Origin of the sequence: Pseudomonas sp. NS1(2017) (assembly GCF_002269425.1) — a bacterium.
Lineage (GTDB): Bacteria > Pseudomonadota > Gammaproteobacteria > Pseudomonadales > Pseudomonadaceae > Aquipseudomonas > Aquipseudomonas reactans.
This window is the reverse complement of sequence record NZ_CP022960.1, coordinates 4,802,426-4,820,716: the sequence shown is the minus strand read 5'-3', so window position 1 is coordinate 4,820,716 and position 18,291 is coordinate 4,802,426. Positions and strand designations below refer to the sequence as shown.

15 protein-coding genes are annotated in these 18,291 nt (G+C 57.6%); 9 read left to right on the top strand and 6 right to left on the bottom strand.

The annotated features are described in order from the left end of the window. Positions 1–13 precede the first annotated feature (13 nt). The 6 genes from CI807_RS22455 (at position 14) to CI807_RS22430 (ending at position 4,639) form a co-directional block, all read left to right on the top strand. Positions 14–259: a ferredoxin family protein gene (locus tag CI807_RS22455; RefSeq protein ID WP_028616162.1), complete on the top strand. Its 246-nt coding sequence runs from the start codon at positions 14–16 to the stop codon at positions 257–259. Positions 260–378: 119 nt separating this feature from the next. Beyond that, complete coding sequence (locus CI807_RS22450; protein WP_095016277.1) at positions 379–1,785, top strand: ABC transporter substrate-binding protein; 1,407 nt, start codon at positions 379–381, stop codon at positions 1,783–1,785. A gap of 1 nt (position 1,786) precedes the next feature. Then, on the top strand, positions 1,787–2,563 hold the full coding sequence (locus CI807_RS22445; RefSeq protein ID WP_095016276.1) for an ABC transporter permease: 777 nt from the start codon (positions 1,787–1,789) through the stop codon (positions 2,561–2,563). Then, positions 2,563–3,393: an ABC transporter ATP-binding protein gene (locus CI807_RS22440; protein WP_095016275.1), complete on the top strand. Its 831-nt coding sequence runs from the start codon at positions 2,563–2,565 to the stop codon at positions 3,391–3,393. The genes CI807_RS22445 and CI807_RS22440 overlap by 1 nt, the downstream gene beginning before the upstream one ends. Then, positions 3,390–4,334, top strand: coding sequence for a HEAT repeat domain-containing protein (locus CI807_RS22435; protein WP_095016274.1), 945 nt, complete (start codon positions 3,390–3,392; stop codon positions 4,332–4,334). Before CI807_RS22440 ends, CI807_RS22435 begins: the two co-directional genes overlap by 4 nt. Beyond that, positions 4,331–4,639, top strand: coding sequence for a gamma-butyrobetaine hydroxylase-like domain-containing protein (locus CI807_RS22430; RefSeq protein ID WP_095016273.1), 309 nt, complete (start codon positions 4,331–4,333; stop codon positions 4,637–4,639). Before CI807_RS22435 ends, CI807_RS22430 begins: the two co-directional genes overlap by 4 nt. Here CI807_RS22430 and CI807_RS22425 read toward each other — a convergent pair. Then, entirely contained in the window at positions 4,609–5,817 is a 1,209-nt protein-coding gene (locus tag CI807_RS22425; protein WP_095016272.1) for a multidrug effflux MFS transporter, read from the bottom strand. The two genes, CI807_RS22430 and CI807_RS22425, sit on opposite strands and share 31 nt — an antisense overlap. A 615-nt stretch (positions 5,818–6,432) precedes the next feature. On the opposite strand from CI807_RS22425, the gene CI807_RS22420 reads away from it, so the two are divergent. Together CI807_RS22420 and CI807_RS22415 are read left to right on the top strand one after the other, a co-directional pair. Beyond that, positions 6,433–8,139, top strand: coding sequence for a carboxylesterase/lipase family protein (locus CI807_RS22420; protein ID WP_095016271.1), 1,707 nt, complete (start codon positions 6,433–6,435; stop codon positions 8,137–8,139). A 47-nt stretch (positions 8,140–8,186) separates the two neighbouring features. Then, positions 8,187–8,867 carry a histidine phosphatase family protein gene (locus tag CI807_RS22415; RefSeq protein ID WP_095016270.1) on the top strand — a complete coding sequence of 227 codons (681 nt, stop codon included), beginning with the start codon at positions 8,187–8,189 and terminating at the stop codon, positions 8,865–8,867. A gap of 47 nt (positions 8,868–8,914) precedes the next feature. Here the strand turns inward: CI807_RS22415 and CI807_RS22410 are convergent, their stop codons facing one another. Then, positions 8,915–9,556, bottom strand: a complete 642-nt coding sequence (locus CI807_RS22410) for a hypothetical protein (protein ID WP_256578586.1) — start codon at positions 9,554–9,556, stop codon at positions 8,915–8,917. A gap of 15 nt (positions 9,557–9,571) precedes the next feature. Here CI807_RS22410 and CI807_RS22405 point away from each other — a divergent pair, with 15 nt between their 5' ends. Continuing rightward, the gene (locus CI807_RS22405; protein ID WP_010466230.1) at positions 9,572–10,552 is read left to right on the top strand and encodes an IS5-like element IS1384 family transposase; all 981 of its coding nucleotides are present in this window, start codon (positions 9,572–9,574) and stop codon (positions 10,550–10,552) included. 810 nt (positions 10,553–11,362) lie between these two features. On the opposite strand, the gene CI807_RS22400 is transcribed toward CI807_RS22405, so the two are convergent. From CI807_RS22400 to CI807_RS22385, 4 genes are all read right to left on the bottom strand, one after another. Continuing rightward, positions 11,363–12,106 carry a pilus assembly protein gene (locus CI807_RS22400; protein WP_095016269.1) on the bottom strand — a complete coding sequence of 248 codons (744 nt, stop codon included), beginning with the start codon at positions 12,104–12,106 and terminating at the stop codon, positions 11,363–11,365. A 103-nt stretch (positions 12,107–12,209) separates the two neighbouring features. Further along, positions 12,210–14,720, bottom strand: coding sequence for a TcfC E-set like domain-containing protein (locus CI807_RS22395; protein WP_095016268.1), 2,511 nt, complete (start codon positions 14,718–14,720; stop codon positions 12,210–12,212). 141 nt (positions 14,721–14,861) lie between these two features. Continuing rightward, positions 14,862–15,356: a CS1 type fimbrial major subunit gene (locus CI807_RS22390; protein ID WP_095016267.1), complete on the bottom strand. Its 495-nt coding sequence runs from the start codon at positions 15,354–15,356 to the stop codon at positions 14,862–14,864. Between the two features lie 207 nt (positions 15,357–15,563). Beyond that, positions 15,564–17,888, bottom strand: a complete 2,325-nt coding sequence (locus CI807_RS22385) for an ATP-binding protein (protein ID WP_177409596.1) — start codon at positions 17,886–17,888, stop codon at positions 15,564–15,566. Positions 17,889–18,291: the final 403 nt, after the last annotated feature.

Genomic DNA, 18,291 nt, shown 5'->3' with positions numbered 1-18,291 from the left:
AGGACACCGTGAAATGGCCTACCAACCCCAGGAAATATTCTTTCGTTCCAACGCGCCGGTGACGATAGACGAAGACAAGTGCATCGCCGAAAAAGGCTGCACGGTGTGTGTCGACGTATGCCCGATGGACCTGTTGGCGATCAATCCCGCGACGCAGAAAGCGTACATGGCGTTCGACGAATGCTGGTACTGCATGCCCTGCGAAAAGGATTGCCCCACCGGTGCCGTCAAGGTCGAGATCCCGTACCTGCTGCGCTGAGCGTATCGATCCAAAGCCATCCGCCATCACCGGACGCCACTGCCGTACCCCCTCGTTTCCCACCGTGCCTGATCACGGCGGAGACGATCCTATAACCATGATTCGAGGGGAAACACCCAATGTTCTTGCGCGCAACCTTCGCCAGCCTGGTGCTGGCTTCCATCAGCCTGTCGGTACAGGCTGAAACCATCCGGGTCGCCATCGGCACCCAGGACACCACCATCAACTGTGCCGCCGGCGGCTTGCTGATCCGTGAGCTGGGCCTGCTGGACAAGTACTTGCCCCACGATGGCAAGTACAAGGACTCCACCTACGATATCCAGTGGAAGAACTTCACCAGTGGCGCACCACTGACCAATGAAATGGTGGCAGGCAAGCTGGACTTCGGTGCCATGGCCGACTTCCCAGGCGCATTCAATGGCGTGGCGTTTGAGGGGGCGGGTAAGCACAGCCTGTTTATCAGTGTGCTGTCGGGCAATATCAAGGGCAGCGGCAATGGCATCGTGGTACCGACCGAGTCCAGCGCACAGTCGTTGGCGGACTTGAAAGGCAAGACCATTTCGGTGCCATTCGCGTCCACCGCGCACGGTATGTTGCTGCGGGCCGTCGCCGCCCAGGGCTGGGATCCGCTCAAGGATGTAAACATCATCGCCCAGGCGCCAGAAGTGGCTGGATCGGCGTTGCAGGCCAATAAGATCGACGCGCATGCCGACTTCGTGCCGTTTGCCGAGCTGTTTCCCAACCGTGGTTTCGCCCGCAAGATCTACGACGGGTCGCAGTCCAACACGCCCACCTTCCACGGCGCCCTGGTGGATGAGCGCTACGCCCGCCAGTACCCGGAAGTGGTGGTCGCCTACTTGCGCGCCAGTATCGAAGCCAATCAACTGCTGGCGGCAGAGCCTGAGAAATACAGCGAGCTGATCGAGAAAGTCACCGGCGTCGAGGCTGAGGTCAACTACCTGTTCCATGGCCCGCTGGGCGTGCAAACCCGTGACCTGAGCTGGAAACCTGAGTATCGCCAGGCCGTCGGCACCGCCATCGACACCCTCAAGCTGCTGAAAAAAGCCGACCGTGGCCTGGACCTCAGTACCTTTATCGACGACCAGTACCTGCGCGCCGCCTTCAAGGCGTCCGGCCTGGACTATCAGGCACAGCTGGGCAACTACGCCCAGAGCCCACTCAAAGCCAACGACGGGTTGACCGGCAAGCCGATCACCGACTGGAAACACGTGGCGCAGATCTGGGTGAAAGGCGAGCCCAAGGTGCGTGACTACGCGTCGGCTGAATCAGCCTTCAGTGCGTTGGCCCGATTGAAGAAGGACGGCAAGGACGTGCGTGCGGTCTACGCCCAGGCCGAAGACAGCGGCATCAAGCTGCTGGCCAACCAGGCCTGGTTCGCCACTGATCGCCAGGGCAAATTGAGTGCATTCCTGCTCAAGGGCCAGGCCCAGCAATTCGCGGAGGCCCAGGGCGGCCAGGTGTTCGATTTCACCAACGCCGGCGCCCTGGCCGTGGCCGGTCGCTGATATGTCGACCTCTCGCTGGCTGCCGCGCGCGGTCTCATTGCTGGTGTGCCTGCTGTTCTGGCAACTCGCTGCCAGTCATCACTGGAACCTGTGGCTGGTGACCTTTGCCAACGTGCCGACGCCGGGCGCCGTGGTCGAGGCGGCGCTGGGCCTGGTGGATTCGGGCAAGCTGGCCCAGCACCTGGGTGCCAGCCTGAGCCGGGTGTTCGAAGGCTACCTGGCGGCGGTACTGGTGGGCGTTGGCCTGGGCATCGCCATCGGCCGCTCGAAATGGGCTGAAGATGTGCTGCTGCCGCCCCTGGAGGTGATCCGCCCGATTCCGGCGGTGGCCTGGATACCTTTGGCAATCCTGATGTTTCCGTCGTCAGAGCTGTCCATGGTGTTCATCACCTTTACCGGCGCACTGTTTCCGATCCTGCTCAACACCGTGCATGGCGTCGAAGGCGTCGATCCCCGGCTGATCGCGTCGGCGCGCAGCCTGGGGGCAGGGCGCGGCGCGATCCTGCTGGAGGTGATTGTGCCGGGGGCCGCGCCGAGCATCATCACCGGCCTGGCCATCGGCATGGGCACGTCGTGGTTCTGCCTGGTGACGGCGGAGATGATCTCCGGGCAGTTCGGCATCGGCTATTACACCTGGGAGTCGTACACCATCCAGAACTACGCCGACATCGTGGTCGGCATGTTGTTGATCGGCGTGCTGGGCATGGGCAGCAGTTGGCTGGTCAAGCGCCTGGGCGCCGTGTTCACCCCTTGGCATCGCCCGCGAGGTAAAGCCTGATGGAAGGTCGTATAGCAATCAGCGGATTGTCCATTGTGCTCGGCGAGCGTGATCAGGCATTCGAGGCGGTCAAGGCGTTGGACTGCAGCATCGAGCCGGGGCAATTTGTGTGCATCCTGGGGCCGTCGGGCTGCGGCAAGTCGACCTTGCTCGGCGCGCTGGCCGGGCATTTGGTGCCGAGCCAGGGCAGCTTGCAGATGGATGGGCAGGCAGTGGTCGGTCCGTCCCAGCAGCGCGGCATGGTGTTTCAGCAGCACACGCTGTTCCCGTGGCGCACCGTGCGTGAGAACGTCGCATTTGGTTTGAAAATGCGCGGCGTGGGCAAGGCTGAACGGCTGGCGGCGGCGGATGAAATCCTGGCGTTGGTCGGGCTGGAAGGCTTCGCCGAGCGTTGGCCGAACCAGCTTTCCGGCGGCATGCAGCAGCGTGTGGAAATCGCCCGTGTGCTGGTCAATCGGCCGAGCCTGCTGCTGATGGATGAGCCGTTCGGCGCACTGGATGCGCTGACGCGCATGAAGATGCAGGCCCTGTTGCTGGATATCTGGACGCATATCCGCACCACCGTGGTGTTTGTCACTCACGATATCGATGAGGCGCTGTTCCTGGCCGATCGCATCCTGGTGATGAGCCCACGGCCGGGCCGCATCATCGAGGACTTCCAGCTGGACTTTCCGCGCCCGCGCCACACTGAACTGATGACCACCCCCGAATTCACTCACCTCAAGCGTCATTGCCTGGCACTGCTGCACCATGAAGATGGCCGCCAGTTGCCACGCCTGAACCCGCTCGGGTTGCCCACCGATCATTCAACACCGCGATTTGCCATATGACCTATAACCCGGAAATAGAAGCCCTGCGCCCACGTCTGCAAGCCTCGGACGCCGGCATGCGCCGCATTGCCCTGATTGACCTGGCTGATCTTGAAGACCCCGACGGTGTGCAATGGCTGGTGGACAGCCTGCGCAACGACCCCAGCGTAGAAGTGCGCGCCCAGGCCGCGACCTTGCTCGAAGCCTGGGAAGACGGCGAAGTGGTACACGCCTTGTGTGAAGCCCTCACAGATACCGAGTTCGCCGTGCGCAGCGCCGCGGCGCAAAGCCTGAGCGTATTGAAGACCACCGAGGCGGGCAGGGTGCTGCTGCCCTGGACCGGGCACGCCGATATCAGCGTGCGTACCGCCATCTTCCGTGCTCTGCGCGAATTGCGCCTGGAAGCCGCTGCGCCGGCGGCCTTGCTGGCGTTGGTGGATGCTGATGCGGGTGTCCGCCGTGAAGCGGTGGGGGTGCTGGGTTGGCTCAAACATCTACCCGCGCTTGAGGCGTTGGCCGCCTTGGCCAGCAGTGATCCCGACACCGAAGTTCGCCGCGCGGCTACGGGCGCACTCGGCTTGGCGAGTGATGACCTGGTCTTACCGGCGTTGCACCAAGCGTTGCTGGACCCGGCGTGGCAAGTACGCGAGGAAGCCGCGACCACCTTGGGCAAAGTCGGTAGCCGCAATGCCGGGGATGCGCTGGTCGCCGCGCTGGCCGATGAGTACTGGCAGGTTCGTCTGCGTGCGACGCGCAGCCTGGGCCGGTTACGGTATTTACCCGCACTGGACGCCTTGATCCAGACCCTGGGCCATAGCATCAGCAACCTGCGCAAGGAAGCCGCTCTGGCACTGGGTGAACTGGGTGATCGTCAAGCGCTGACAGCCTTGCGCGATGCCGCCGACGATGGCGATCCGGAAGTGCGCAAGGCCGTGCGGATTGCCTTGGCGCAACTGCAATGACCGCCGCGCCGCACGCCATCGGCAAAGGCCGCGACGGCCTGTTGCGCCTGGAATGGAGGGAAGGCGCGCAGTGGATTAACCACGCACGCCTGCGCCGAGAATGCCCGTGCTCCCAATGCCGGGCGTTTCGTCTACGGGGCAGCCAGCCGTGGGTGTCAGAGGCGGTGAGGGTGGTGCAAATCCACCCTCAGGGTTATGGCGTACAACTGGTGTTCAGCGATGGTCACCAGCGCGGGATTTATCCCTGGGCGTATCTGGCCGCCATGGGCAATGATCAGGAGGAGGGCGGGGCGCTGGCCAAGTGAGCCGGCAGGCGGCGCAAGGTCCACAGCGTGGTGAGCATTGCGGCGATGGCGCACAACGCAATGCCAATCAGCATCGGCGCTGGCGTGTGATCCGCGAACACACCGATCACCGTCATGGACACGGCCGCCGTGATCATCTGGATCGCCCCGAGCAAGGCTGACGCAGAGCCGGCCACCGCGCCGTGGTCCTCCAGCGACAAGACGCCCGCCGCCGGTAACAGCAGACCGAGAAAACCGAAGCCTATAAACAGCAACGTCATCATCAAGGCCAGGCTGTCGACCCACAGCGTCGTGACCGCCAGCACTGCCATAACCGCCGCCACGGCCACCACCGACCAACGAATCAGCGGCGCCAGGCCAAAGCGTGCGCTGAGGCGTGCCGTGAGTTGGCTCATGGCGAAGAACGACGCAGCGTTCACGGCAAACCCCAGGCTGAACTGCGTGGGCGTCAGGCCGTAGTGCTCGATGTACACGAATGGCGCGCTACCGATAAACACGAAGAACGTCGCCAAGCCGAACCCGCACACCACCGACAAACCGATAAACACCGGGTCACGCAGCAACGCGCCGTAGCTGCTGAATGCGCTGCCCAGGGTCTTGCCCAGACGGCGTTCCGCCGGGTGAGTTTCCGGCAGTTGCACGATGGTCATCACCAGGCACGCCACTGCGAGCACCGCCAGCACGGCAAACACTTCACGCCAGCTCCACAGCGAGATCACCAGGCTACCGGCGAGCGGCGCGAGAATCGGCGAGACACTCATCACCAGCATCAGCAACGCCATGAGTTTCGCGGCTTCATGCCCGGTGTACAGGTCACGCACGATGGCCCGTGGAATCACCATGCCCGCGCACGCACCGAACGCCTGCAGGGCCCGAAAGGCGATCAGTGATTCGATGGTAGGCGCCAATGCGCAACCGACACTGGCCACGGCAAAAATCACCAGGCCGGCATAAATCGGCGGCTTGCGCCCGAACACATCGCTGATCGGGCCGTAGAACAACTGGCACACGCCGACGATGACAAAAAACACCGTGAGGCTCATCTGCACCAACGCCGGCGAGGCGTGCAGGCTCGCGCCCAGGGTCGGCAAGGCCGGCAGATAAATGTCGATGGCGAAGGGGCCGACGGCGGTGATCAAGCCCAGCAGCAGGGCCAGACGGGCGATACTTCGAGACATGGGCAATTCCGGGCGGAGCAAACAAAGGTCGGCCAGCTTAAGGGATCTGCGCAGATCCGCAAACTCCGCCGCGCCGTAAGAAATGAGTGCCCGCTTTTCTCCGGCTGCAACAGTGTTTTTAGGAGTGCTCCTATTTTTTTTCGCAACGCTCGCTGTCAGATTGCACGCGCTTTTCATTTATTCAATACGCACGATTCTGGGGGCGGGTGGTTAAGCGAAAAGTTAGGAGGAGGTGGTGGTGGGAGCGTTCAAACTTACAGTCGCACTTTTGTTTATTGCTCCGGAGGCGTATGCGAAAGAGTCTATTGCAATAAGCCCAGATTCTTATGGCGGTCCCGATAAGCGCGTAGAGAAGGGCGAAAATGTTATAGCGATTTCAAACGAGGACGGTACGTGGGCAACATCGAGGTTGGTGACCGGTGAGGAAGTGTATCAAGAAGACTGCGTTATCAAAATGTCACAGGTTACAAAGGAACAACCGATACCGACACCCATAGGCATGGCATGCACGCGCGTACGTTTTACTCTTCCTAATTAGTCAAGACAATTGCGCCCGGTACATGGGCTGTCTCGTTAAACAATGAACTGAGCTTATTCCTATAGGGGAAACAATTCATGGCCTCGATTATTCAGGTTGCAGCGAGAGTTTTCACGCTGACGCTGGTCTTGTCGCTAGCTGGGTGCGCAGATGATCACTCGTCTACTTGGAAAACCGCAGCCCCGTCGCCCACTCAGCGAGCCATCAGTACCGGCATCGTCAATGGCCTCGACTACAGCGCCACAACGGGTGTCTACGCTTGGCTGGGAATACCGTATGCCCAATCGCCGGTGGGCGCGCTACGCTGGATGCCGCCCGTCGATCCGGCGCAGTGGAGTGGCGTGCGCGCTGCACAAAAGTTCGGGCATTCCTGCGCGCAAGGCGGCTTGTACTTCAGCCCCGCGCCGGATGAAGCGCCCTATAGTCTCGCGGTACGGGAGGGGTTCGGCAAACCGGTGGGCCATGAAGACTGCCTGACACTGAACATATGGAGTCCGGCGGCTGCAACTGGCCCGCTTCCGGTGATTTTTTTCATCCACGGTGGTAGCAACGTCTCCGGCTATTCTGCCGATCCCGTCTACGATGGACAGACGCTTGCGAAGAAAGCCAATGCAATCGTTGTCACGATCAATTACCGCCTGGGGATCCTCGGTTGGCTCGACCTGCCACAACTCAAGAGCGGCAACCCAACTGCGGACTCCGGCAATTTTGCGCTGCTCGATCAACAGCAGGCGCTGAAATTCGTGAAAAACAACATCGCAGCATTCGGTGGCGATCCAGACAATGTCACGCTAATGGGGCAATCTGCAGGTGCAGTGAATGTGTGGGCTCTGCTCGTTTCACCCTTGTCCGCCGGGCTGTTTCAGAAGGCTGTACCGTTGAGCGGCGGCCTCTTGAACGCTTCTCGGACAAATGCGCAGGCCTACTCGAGGGAGTTGCTGACGGCAATTGTCATTTCCGACGGCAAGGCGACGGACGCCACGTCTGCACAGGCTTGGCTGGCGTCGCAGTCGAACGCGCAGGTCTCCGAATACCTGCGGAGTATTCCGGCCGATAAACTCCTCGCGATCATGATTGCGAACCCGCAATTGGGCGCCGCACGCTCGGCAGTCGAAGACGGACATGTGCTGCCGGTCAACTCAATGGCGGCGCTTGCGGCGGGGCAATACCAGAAGGTCCCGGTACTCGCCGGTATCACAAAGGACGAAGGCACGCTGTTCGGCATGCTGTTTGGCGGGAGCTCAGGCACCGGTATTTCAGGTTACAAGCCAAACGACTACGAGCGATTTGGCATGCAGTTCAATTTCGATCCGAATGCGTCTGGCACGCTGACCGAGGACGATTTGATCAGCGCACCGTATCTGCCAGTGACGGCATTGCCACACGGATGGAATGCAATGGCCGCGCGCGCCAATGACTTCTTCGTTCGGGCGGGAACAGCGCCACTCGGGTTGCTCGCCAAACAGCAGCCGGATAAGGTCTGGTATTACCGCTTTGACTGGAGTCAGGCGCCAGCCCCCTTCAACACGGTATACGGCGCAACACACGCGCTGGATCTACCCTTTATTTTTGGCAACTTCGGCGCGAACACCTTCTCTTTCGCGTACAGCAATGCGAATAAAGCGGGGCGTGAAGCATTATCGAATACGATGATTGCAAGCCTGGCGGCCTTTGCAAAGACCGGAAATCCGAACACGTCAGCGCTCGGTGCCAATTGGGCGAGTTATCCGCGCAAAATAGTGCTGGATGCGACGCCAACACAGCTTCGCATCAGCGAGCAGTAACTGTTGTTTAACTGTGTTTTCGTAATAATCAACGAGCGATATTCAAGTTGAACAACTTACCTTCTCGCCCTGCGTCTGCCTTTTTACCCCGTCGTCGTTACTTACTCCTGATCCTGGCACTTGCCGGCGCAGCTGTTCCGCTATTCCTGGGTGTTTTCAAACCCCCAGGGAAAACACTGGACGGTACCCAGACACTCGTGTTTCTGCGTCACGCGGAGAAACCCAGCGAAGGCCTGGGCCAGTTGAACTGTCAGGGGCTCAACCGCGCAATGGACCTCGCCACGCTGTTGCCTGAGCGTTTTGGCAAGGCTGATTACGTGTTTGCCGCCAACCCCTCTCGGCAGGTCGAGGAGGGCACTCAGGACCAACGCTACAGCTATATTCGTCCGCTCATGACCATCAGCCCCAGTGCCATCCGCCTTGGCCTGCCGGTGAATATTGACTTCGGTGCCAACGACACCGACGAACTGGCTGACGAACTCCTGCGCGACAAGTACCGCAACGCGACGGTCTACACGGCTTGGTCCCGTGGTTACCTGCCGGAGTTGATCAATGCCGTGGCCGCAAAGGCCCTGGATGAGGAGCGGCTGGTCGCTGAAGATTGGCGTCGTGATGACTTCGACACGCTCTATGTGCTGACCCTGACCTGGCGCAATGGCAAGGCGAGCCTGCTCAGTCGAAGCCAGTCCCAAGGACTCGATCATGGTGAGTTGGGCTGTCCGAGCTGACTCGCGATTACTGCCCGGCGTGCTCTGACACGCCATTTGCATTTCCCTTATATTTCAGCGTCCCATATTACGGTGACGTTACCTGAGTACTGTTTGCCGGCGTGGTTGGCCATCTGTTTTACGCTCTCCCGGTCAACCTCGAAATGCAGCGCTGCATTACTGTTGCCAACGTAAGAGCCGAGGAGGAAAAGGCTGGGATTGGTACTGAGCGGAAAACGGCCGACCGGTGCCCTGTGGCTGTCCGTTACGCCTGACGGCAGCGTGACTCTTGTTTCTACCGGGACTAAATGGCCTTCGCTGTTCTGAATACCGCATTGGTTTTCGGCCATATACTGACATTGAAGTTGCATCTTGAAAGGGATCGATGACCATAGCTGGAAATGCTGATTGGCAAACAGTTTTTCCGGACGACGACCGCGGTTCAGCCATTGCTGCCACCCTCCAGCGGGAACCAGTGTCAGGCGCTCTGATCCTGGAGGAAAACGAACGTCCAGGATGTGTTGAACCGAAAGAACGAAGTTAACGGTCAGTAGGTTATCTGAGGGAGTCAGTAAATCACCGAAATCAAAATCTCCGCCGGGCCCGATGGTGTAGTTCAATTGCCCTGTATAAATGCCTTTGGGCATCTTCAGCGGGTTAGGGAAACTCTGAAAAAGACTTTCTGATTTGGCAAAATACCGCGACCCCACCCACCGAGTTTCCCGATGAAGCAGATGACCTTCGCCGACGCCGAGTACGCTGGCAAGCGCAAGCAAACCCGCAAGGAGTTGTTCCTGATCGAGATGGATCGGGTGGTGCCGTGGAAGGGCTTGATTGCTTTGATCGAGCCACATTATCCGAAAGGTGAAGGTGGCCGTCCGGCCTACCCGTTGATGGCGATGCTGCGTGTGCATCTGCTGCAGAACTGGTTCGGCTACAGCGATCCAGCGATGGAGGAAGCGCTGTACGAAACCACGATCCTGCGCCAGTTTGCCGGGCTGAACCTGGAGCGCATCCCCGACGAAACCACCATTCTCAACTTCCGCCGCTTGCTGGAGAAACACGAGCTGGCGGCCGGCATCCTCGCTGTCATCAATGGCTATCTGGGCGACCGCGGCCTGTCGCTGCGCCAGGGCACCATCGTCGATGCAACGCTGATCAATGCGCCCAGTTCGACCAAGAACAAGGACGGCAAGCGCGACCCGGAAATGCACCAGACCAAGAAGGGAAACCAGTATTATTTTGGCATGAAGGCCCACATCGGCGCCGATGACGAATCGGGTCTGGTGCACAGCGTAGTGGGCACGGCGGCCAATGTGGCGGATGTCACCCAGGTGGACAAATTGCTGCATGGCGACGAAAACGTGGTCTGCGCCGATGCAGGCTACACCGGTGTCGAAAAGCGGCCCGAGCATGAAGGACGTGAAGTTATCTGGCAGGTGGCGGCACGCCGCAGCACCTACAAAAAACTCGATAAGCGCAGCGTGCTGTACAAAGCCAAGCGCAAGATTGAAAAGGCCAAGGCTCAGGTGCGCGCCAAGGTCGAGCATCCGTTCCGGGTAATCAAGCGCCAGTTCGGTTACACCAAGGTGCGCTTTCGCGGCTTGGCCAAAAACACGGCGCAACTGGTGACACTGTTCGCTCTGTCGAACCTGTGGATGGCGCGCCGACATTTACTGACGAATGCAGGAGAGGTGCGCCTGTAATGCGGGAAATGGCCACCGGAGTGGGGTCCGGGTGGCGAAAACGTAAGAAATACTCGTCGAATTGATTGTTTTTTGATCATTTGGCGAGTTTAAAAGTTGCGCTAGGTGGTATGCCGGGGAAATACATGGCTACTTCAGACCATCCTTAGGGGTTTTCAATTCATACATTATATTGATGTCGCTGAAGTAAAAGCTGGGTATATCGTACTTCGCTATTTTTCCGCAGATGCCGTTGGTGGGGGTTCGCCAGAAAAAACTGTACCAACTGTTATTCACTATGCCCCTTCCTGAGTATGTGCAGGGTAAGGGTGCGTCGACCCAACTGCTGCCTGACCATAGTGCCATATGCGCGTCGTTCCGTTTGTTTACCCCGGTTATAGATTGAGCTGAAGAGGTCAGTTGGTAGGTCGCTCCCACGCCCGAAATTCTGATTGATACCGTTTCCAATGCCCCTTCAGAACTGATGATATCAAAACTCCGCCACTCAGCAGGAGCGCGTAACATTGCGCTTTGGCGCTGATCTGTTTGGCCGGCCATGATCGGGTGGGCCTCGGTTCTAAGGCCGGGGATCGCTAAACTGAAAGAATGCGAATCGCATTGCGAGAGGTGATGCGCGCAATACCCGGAGCTTGGAGTGGTATTTTTAAAGATGTTGTTATTTGGGTTATGAGGGTCCGGTTTGAAGTCGGCCGTAATGTTGAGATCGACCGCGAACGAAAAGTTTGAAAACAGTAGAGTGAACGGCAGCCATACAGATCGTGATTGCATATGCTTTAACGTCTCAGTGCGGTCGATGGGATTTATGGGGGATCATGGTTTTACCTGTATTGCTTTGAGGGTACTGCCTTCCACCAATTTGAATTGATAACTACGCCCAGGCACTTTGACGAAACTGAACATTGTCCCGGGTCGTACATGAAGTTTTCGTGTGTCCTTACAGTCGCTTGTCTTTTTGGCCGAGCAATCCTTGAATTCATCCAGCACCACAGTGCTATTACCTGCGTTCTTCACGCTGTACTCAGTTGGGCTCTCCTGAATTTTCGTGTCGAAACGGGTGTTTTTCGGCCGAACAAAGAACACCGCACCATAACCGGCCATGATGTTGACACCGGCAGACATCGTTTCTTTGTACGCTTCCCGCTCCGCTTCGGAGACCTTGAACTGGTCAGCTTTCTCTGGCACGACGGGGATAAACCTTACGCGGTAGTAGCGTTCACGTTCGCGATCTCCCATGTGAAGCATGCGTATCGCCTGCATGCCTTTGCCAGGGATGATCAGCCGTGCAGGGCTGGCTACCAGCCCCTTGCGTTGTGAGGCGTCTGCGCCCTGCGAATCAAGGGGCGTTTCTGTGGCATTGCCGTTCGCGTCGAAGGTCATTTCAAGAATATTGACCCGGACAAAAGCCGTGACGTCCCCGCCGTTGTAGATGCGCTTCAAATAAGTACTTTTGTCACCGTCCATATAGTCGTAGATGGTGCCAATGTTAATGCTTGGGCCGGCATGGGCAGCGCTTGCACACAGGCCGAGGATCACGGCGGATATCAATCTGTTCATAGGGAATCCTGGTCAAGGACATCGCTCGTCTGAGGACCGTCGCATGACAGTTAGGTGGGTGAAAAATTGCCTGTTGACTTGAAAGGTTCGTAACGCCGAAGGCTCAGTCTCTGGCCAACAGTTCGTCTGCGCTGCTTTCGATGCAGGTCAGATCACCGACCATCAGCACATCGCCTTCGACCGGCAAAATGTTCGGATCAAGTGCAAACCGACAGACAACGTGCTCATCGCGAATCACTTCAAGCGTCGGCGCGCGTGCGTTCAGTTCCATGGAGAAGAATCCGTCCGGTTCGGTCACCCCACGACTGGCATGGTTCACCAAATGATGGCCTTTCATGGGGTGCCCTTGAGCATCGATCAGCCGCCCGAAGACGGTGAAGGTCCTCATGATGTACACCTTCTGGTACGCCACGCCGCCTTTGTTCAAGTGATAACGAGCACGTGGCGGTTGAATGGTTGCCGCCGGTGCATCGGTGCCCTGAAAATCGAACTGTACGTTGCCTGCTTTGTACGCAGCGACTGGCACTACATTGCGCCCAGGCTTGAGTATGACGCTGGTGCCGCTCAGGTCATCGGCGCGCAATTGGATGGCATCGACGTCGGATTCAACGTCGACGATCATGCTGGCCTCACTGCCGAGATGCTGACCGGTCAGTGCGACTTGACTGTCCCCGACGATCAGGTGGCTGTTCAGGTTCATGCTGGCGTAAAGATTCTGGTTATAGGACGAGCGTTGTAGCTGTACATCCCCTGTCACCACATCGGTCTCAAACAGTGCCGACCCTGTCAATCCCATTCCGTAGGTGTCGCTCTGTACCGCGGTGTTGAAGCTGCGCAATGGCCCGGACTCGATGTCTTGCTGGTAGCCCATGCTGGCATTTCGATCCGTACGCCCGTCGCGTGAGGTGCGAGAGCCGACACTGGCTGTCACGCGTTTGCCGGCGTTTCCCAGGGCCATGCTGAGGCTTAGATCAACACCACGGTTGCGCTGGTTCCCACTACTGGCAGAGGCTGGCCGGTCAAACACGGACAAGTGCCAGTGGGTGTCATGTCCAAACAGCTTGGCGTCGCGTATCCAGCCGAGGTTAAGTCCGAAGCCTTCGAGTGGCCCTTCGCTGTGAGACAGGCGGGCATTGAGGCTGTTTTGCGGATTAATCCGATGGCTAACGCCCAGTGAGGAATTGCTGATAGTGCCGTTGTAAGGGGCGCGCTGCTTTACGCGGCTCCCGTCCAACAGCGTTTCCCAGGTGTCGCGGGTGTCCAGCCAACTACGGTTGTGGCTCAAGACCACACTGCCTGAGCCGTAGTTATGAAGGGCTTGCACGTCCACGCCCACGCCCCGGTGCTGAGCTTGATAGACACTGGTATACAGGCTCGACTGATTGCTCAGGCTCAGGTCAACGGACGTGCCTAGCTGGCTTTGATCTTTCACCTGACGTGCCGAGAGGCCGACTATCGCGCGGGGATGCAGCAGATAGTTGACTGCGGCGCCCGCCGTAACCCCTTCATCGTCCTGTTTATCCCAACTGCTTAGTAACCGGCTTTCGTGGCCGAAAAAGGTGTTATAGCGCCAGCGCTGATTCGGGTTGTTCCAGTTGTTGGGTTTGTACACCAGCTCGTCGGTGCGCGAAGTTTCAGTACCATCTTCGATTAGACGCACCTCAACCTCGTAAACCCCCGAAGGCAAGGGACGTGTATCCAGGGCTTGCAGCCCCGGTGACACGTGCTGGGTATTGATCAGGCTGCCATTACGGTAGATTTCGACAACCGCCTCGCGGTTGGCGGTGACATACATCGGGTATACCGAAGGTTTCGCCCCATCCGTGGCCAGGCTGTCGGAACTGCCGAGCATGACACCCAATGCAGTATCGGGTGTGTTGCCAAAAGAGCGTGGTTGGCGGCTCAATCCGACGGAGTCCGGCGTGAAGTAACCCATTCGCAGGAAGTTATCCTCCCATTCTTTCTGGCTATGCAGTTCGTAAACCGCATGTTGAACAGCGTCTTCAGGGCCTCCGTCTTTGGTCAACTGGCCCCTGAACGTCTGGGTCCAGTTGCCCAGACTGGCGATGGCTTGCAGGTCATAGCGCGCGGAAAGATCCTGTTCCTGCCCGCCGGAGAGGTTCAGTTGATTACGCAACGAAAGACCGGTACTGCCACCTGCGGGCTGCGCGTAGTGTTCGGTCGAAGGGGACGCACGCTCGGCGTTTGCACTCAGCAAAGAAAGCTCGGAGTTTTCCAGGCTGTAATAGACCGCCATCAAGCCTTCATCGCATTGCGTTTTACAGGGTCCAATGGCAACCCCTTTTTGCAGTATCGCTTGCCAGTTGTCACGTTCGGCAGCAGCAATACTACTGTCGTGGGTGTCGTTGAACTCCAACAAGGTGACACGTTCGTCGCGAGACAAGACGATCATCGCTTCTCCCAATACACGGTTATCAAGCGTCACGCGCACCGCTAAGGGAACGTCGAAGAAGTGCTCGTTAAATTCGTGGGGCAACCCTTCTGCCTGAGCCAGGAGGCTGAGGTGCGTTGAAGGGGCGGCAATTGAGTAGGCAGGTGATGCCATGCAGGAAACTAATGCAATCGTAGAAGGCAAGATGGCAAGCCGAAACATGGCAGGAGACCGGAGGGTGAACAAAAGGACTTTCCGGCGGCCAATGAGTTATTGCCGAAAAATCTTAACGATGATGGGGAAAACTGGATGATTTACCTACTTGCTGAAGCCGAGGCTTCAGCAAGTAAGGAGTCACGTACTTTATGGCGTGACTACCGCGTCAAAAGAAACTTGAACGTTACCGGTATATTTTCCTGGCTTATAACCGGTAGCAGGTTTGATCGGCTCAATCACCAAGCTGGTAGAACCGCCTGTAGCAGCCGCGACAGCGGTGACAACTTGCTCGCCTGTGGTGCTGAGTTTCACTGCGTTGAACGTGACATCAAGCTTGATGCTGTCGCTGTCGCTGGTAATCACGGGGGTTGAAAGCAGGGTGCCGCTGATGGCGCCGGCCGAATGTTTGTAATCAAATGATTTACTCAGTGAGTTGATAGTGCCGGTGGCCATGTTATAGGGCAGTACTTGAGTGTTTCCGATCCAGGTCGAGTCGGTGGGCAGCACGTAGAAATCGGCTTCAGGTACAGTGGTTTCCAGCAAAATTGTATGGCTGACAGGATCAGCGATTACAGACTGGGCGGAAAGCACAGCAGCGGTAAAGACGAAAGGTGCAAATACATGTTTTTTCAAGAAGCTCATTTTTACGGATCCACTAAGTTTGAGTTTTGGTTTGAGATCTCCAAACATTCGTGCGTAGCGACCGAGTCTTTTAGGCATGCTGTGCAGCGAATGCGCCACACTGTAGGTTCGCGTACCAAAACGTTAAATAGGAGTACTCCTAATTTTCGGGGTGGGCGAATAGGGAAGCGACTATCGGAATGGGATTAACAGGGAGCCATCAGCTTCTCATGGTGAACTTCTGTCTGACGCATATTGTGTTAACAACTGCTCTAACTGGCGCAAATCGGCCTGTGCAGAACTGTATGGCCCAGCCTTGAAGCGGGCCTCCATTGATTGAGCCAGCGACGCCATATCCGATTGCTCCAATACCGCGAAGGCACCAAACAATCGGTGAGCCCAATGAGCCGCATCTTCCATGTCCGCCATTTCAACAGCGGCCCGCAGTGCATGAAGATCGTTCCACAGGTCCGCAATCGCCGCTCGATCATTCGTAACGAACGTAGCCTCCTCGTCGGTGTGAGCTAAAGGCATATCCGTCCAGAGCTGCAATGCATCTCTCAACTTGCCGAGCTTGATGGGTTTCTTCAAGACACCGTCCATGCCTGCCTCGAAGCAGGCAGTGGTGTGCGCCTCATCGCTAGAGGCGGAGATAGCCACGAGTGGCGTGGGGAAAAGACTGCATGAGGACTCTGTCGCTCGCCACTGGCGGGCCACCTCATAGCCGGAAATACCCGGTAGATCACAGTCCAACAGTACGATGTCATAAGTGCTCTGCTCGAGTGCAGACAAGGCCTTGTCACCATCCGGTGCAAGTGTCGAGCGGCAGCCCAGAACGTTGAGCTGAGCCTGGAGGACAGCCTGATTGGCGGGTGTATCCTCTACCAACAAGACTCGGGGTGGATGCTCTGTCGCTGCCACATCGAATAGCTGCCTGGACAGGGCCTGTTCTTGCAGATGCGCAGGGGCAATGTAGGTATCACAAGGCAACCGTACTGAGGCGAGAGTGCCCTTGCCAGGTTCGCTTAGCAGTTCTATTGAACCGCCCATCAACTCCAGCAACTGCCGGCAGATCGTCAAGCCAAGCCCGGTACCGCCAAATTTTCGTGCAGTGTTCGCCGAGGCCTGGGCGTAGGGACGGAAAAGTCGTTCAAGAGAGGTGGAGTCTATGCCGATGCCCGTATCCACTATGCGGATGTGCAACTGATGCTTGGTGAGGGGGAGGGGGCTGGGATCCAGCCGAATACTGATCGTCACGCCACCTTCAGATGTGAACTTGATGGCATTCGAGATGAGGTTATGCAAAACCTGTTCGACTCGAAACCTATCCAGCATGAGATGGGGCTCGATGGGGTGTTCTTGTATCAGTTCCAGTTCAACCCCATCTTTTGCATTGAGCGCCAGCAGATCTACTACGGAACGGGTCAGCTCCATAATATCGACCGGGCCTAGGTCCAGTTGTAGTCGCCCAGCTTCGAGTTTGGAGATGTCCAGAACCTCATCCAACAGGTACAGCAAGTTTTCTGCACCGCTGGACGCCACTGCAAGCAAACGATGAGATTCATCTGGCAGCTCAGTACGCTGCATCAGCAATTCCATGGAGGCGAGAATGGCGTTCATCGGCGAGCGAATTTCGTGGCTGAGCACGGCCAGAAACATGGTTTTCTCTTTCTCGCTGCGTATCGCCAAACGCCGCTGTTGCCGGGCGTGAATCGCAAATCCGGCGATCAATAACAACCCACTCAAGACCAGCGCCATTTGCAGGCCGTAATAGCGCAACAGCACGTCCAACGACGGCCTGCCATACGTGGCCGACTCGAGTTGGCGTTGGACCATTTCGTCAATCTGGTCAGCCGTGAGGGATGCCAGTGCCTTGTCAAGAATACGGTGCAAGATCGGCAGATCGCGTCGTACAGCCATGGAAAGCTCCATCGGCAAACGGGAGATCCCACCAGAGACATACAACTCTTCATCATACTTACGGCGCAAAAAGGGCAGCAGTGCAGGTGCGACGTCTATCGCCGCGTCGGCCCGCCCTTCAAGAACGGCAATCAGCGACTCTTCAGGCGTTTTTGTCCCAAGGATTTTAACATTGGGATACAGCGCTCTGATGGCGCTCTCATATGAACTGTCCTTCTTGAGAGCAGCAACACGCCCATCCAATCGGTGTAGATCGAACACTGCACGACTGTCCTTGCGCGTGACGACTATCGTCGCGCCCGTGTAATAAGCGTTGGTGAAAAGGGCGGCATCAATAATGGATTGCGGCGCAAACATTTGTATGACCCCGGGAAGTACATCCACCTCACCCCGTTGAAATTTCGCTATTCTCTCCTGCCCGACTCCGGTGTCGGGGACGGGCTTAAAGCGAAGCCCCGTGCTGTGCTCGATATAGTCGATGTACTCGGATGTCAGCCCCATGACACGGCCGTCCTCTACATACTGCATCGGCTTCCAGTCAGGCTCTATTGCCACATGGACTGTAGGGTGCGCGGCAATCCAGGTGCGCTCTTCCTCGGTAAGATCCAGTGGCTGGGAAAGCGCGGAAGGCATCCAGGTTAATAACACCACTGGCCAAAGTGTCGCTCTCCAATTCATAGAGCGATCAACGCATGCTTGAGCCCGAAACGCTCAACGTCGGAAATTGCATTTGTGCCATGACAGCGTTTTTCTGCGATTTCTCTCAACGTCACATCTCCTTGAACGCAGCGGGTGATTTCACGCTTATTGATCGGATAGCCCTGGCGCTATCGATTAACCTGTTGGTGGTTCCATTTCCGTAGTAGCACACGGGACTACCTCGCTCAAGCCACTCGATCAAGTATCGTCCGTACTTCACGAAAACTCAGAACATTGAATGCATGGATTTTTAGGAGCAGTCCTATGGAGCGCGATGCGGGTGTGTTGCCTAATACATCACCCCAGCAATTATCAAGCGACCTTCAAGTTGGAAACC

Excerpts from the sequence above, each read along its gene's own strand:
- CI807_RS22405 (WP_010466230.1), top strand. The coding sequence starts at position 9,572 with ATGAAGCAGATGACCTTCGCCGACGCCGAGTACGCTGGCAAGCGCAAG.
- CI807_RS22440 (WP_095016275.1), top strand. The coding sequence starts at position 2,563 with ATGGAAGGTCGTATAGCAATCAGCGGATTGTCCATTGTGCTCGGCGAG.
- CI807_RS22390 (WP_095016267.1), bottom strand. The coding sequence starts at position 15,356 with ATGAGCTTCTTGAAAAAACATGTATTTGCACCTTTCGTCTTTACCGCT.
- CI807_RS22425 (WP_095016272.1), bottom strand. The coding sequence starts at position 5,817 with ATGTCTCGAAGTATCGCCCGTCTGGCCCTGCTGCTGGGCTTGATCACC.
- CI807_RS22455 (WP_028616162.1), top strand. The coding sequence starts at position 14 with ATGGCCTACCAACCCCAGGAAATATTCTTTCGTTCCAACGCGCCGGTG.
- CI807_RS22445 (WP_095016276.1), top strand. The coding sequence starts at position 1,787 with ATGTCGACCTCTCGCTGGCTGCCGCGCGCGGTCTCATTGCTGGTGTGC.
- CI807_RS22395 (WP_095016268.1), bottom strand. The coding sequence starts at position 14,720 with ATGTTTCGGCTTGCCATCTTGCCTTCTACGATTGCATTAGTTTCCTGC.
- CI807_RS22385 (WP_177409596.1), bottom strand. The coding sequence starts at position 17,888 with ATGCCTTCCGCGCTTTCCCAGCCACTGGATCTTACCGAGGAAGAGCGC.
- CI807_RS22450 (WP_095016277.1), top strand. The coding sequence starts at position 379 with ATGTTCTTGCGCGCAACCTTCGCCAGCCTGGTGCTGGCTTCCATCAGC.
- CI807_RS22420 (WP_095016271.1), top strand. The coding sequence starts at position 6,433 with ATGGCCTCGATTATTCAGGTTGCAGCGAGAGTTTTCACGCTGACGCTG.
- CI807_RS22435 (WP_095016274.1), top strand. The coding sequence starts at position 3,390 with ATGACCTATAACCCGGAAATAGAAGCCCTGCGCCCACGTCTGCAAGCC.
- CI807_RS22400 (WP_095016269.1), bottom strand. The coding sequence starts at position 12,106 with ATGAACAGATTGATATCCGCCGTGATCCTCGGCCTGTGTGCAAGCGCT.
- CI807_RS22430 (WP_095016273.1), top strand. The coding sequence starts at position 4,331 with ATGACCGCCGCGCCGCACGCCATCGGCAAAGGCCGCGACGGCCTGTTG.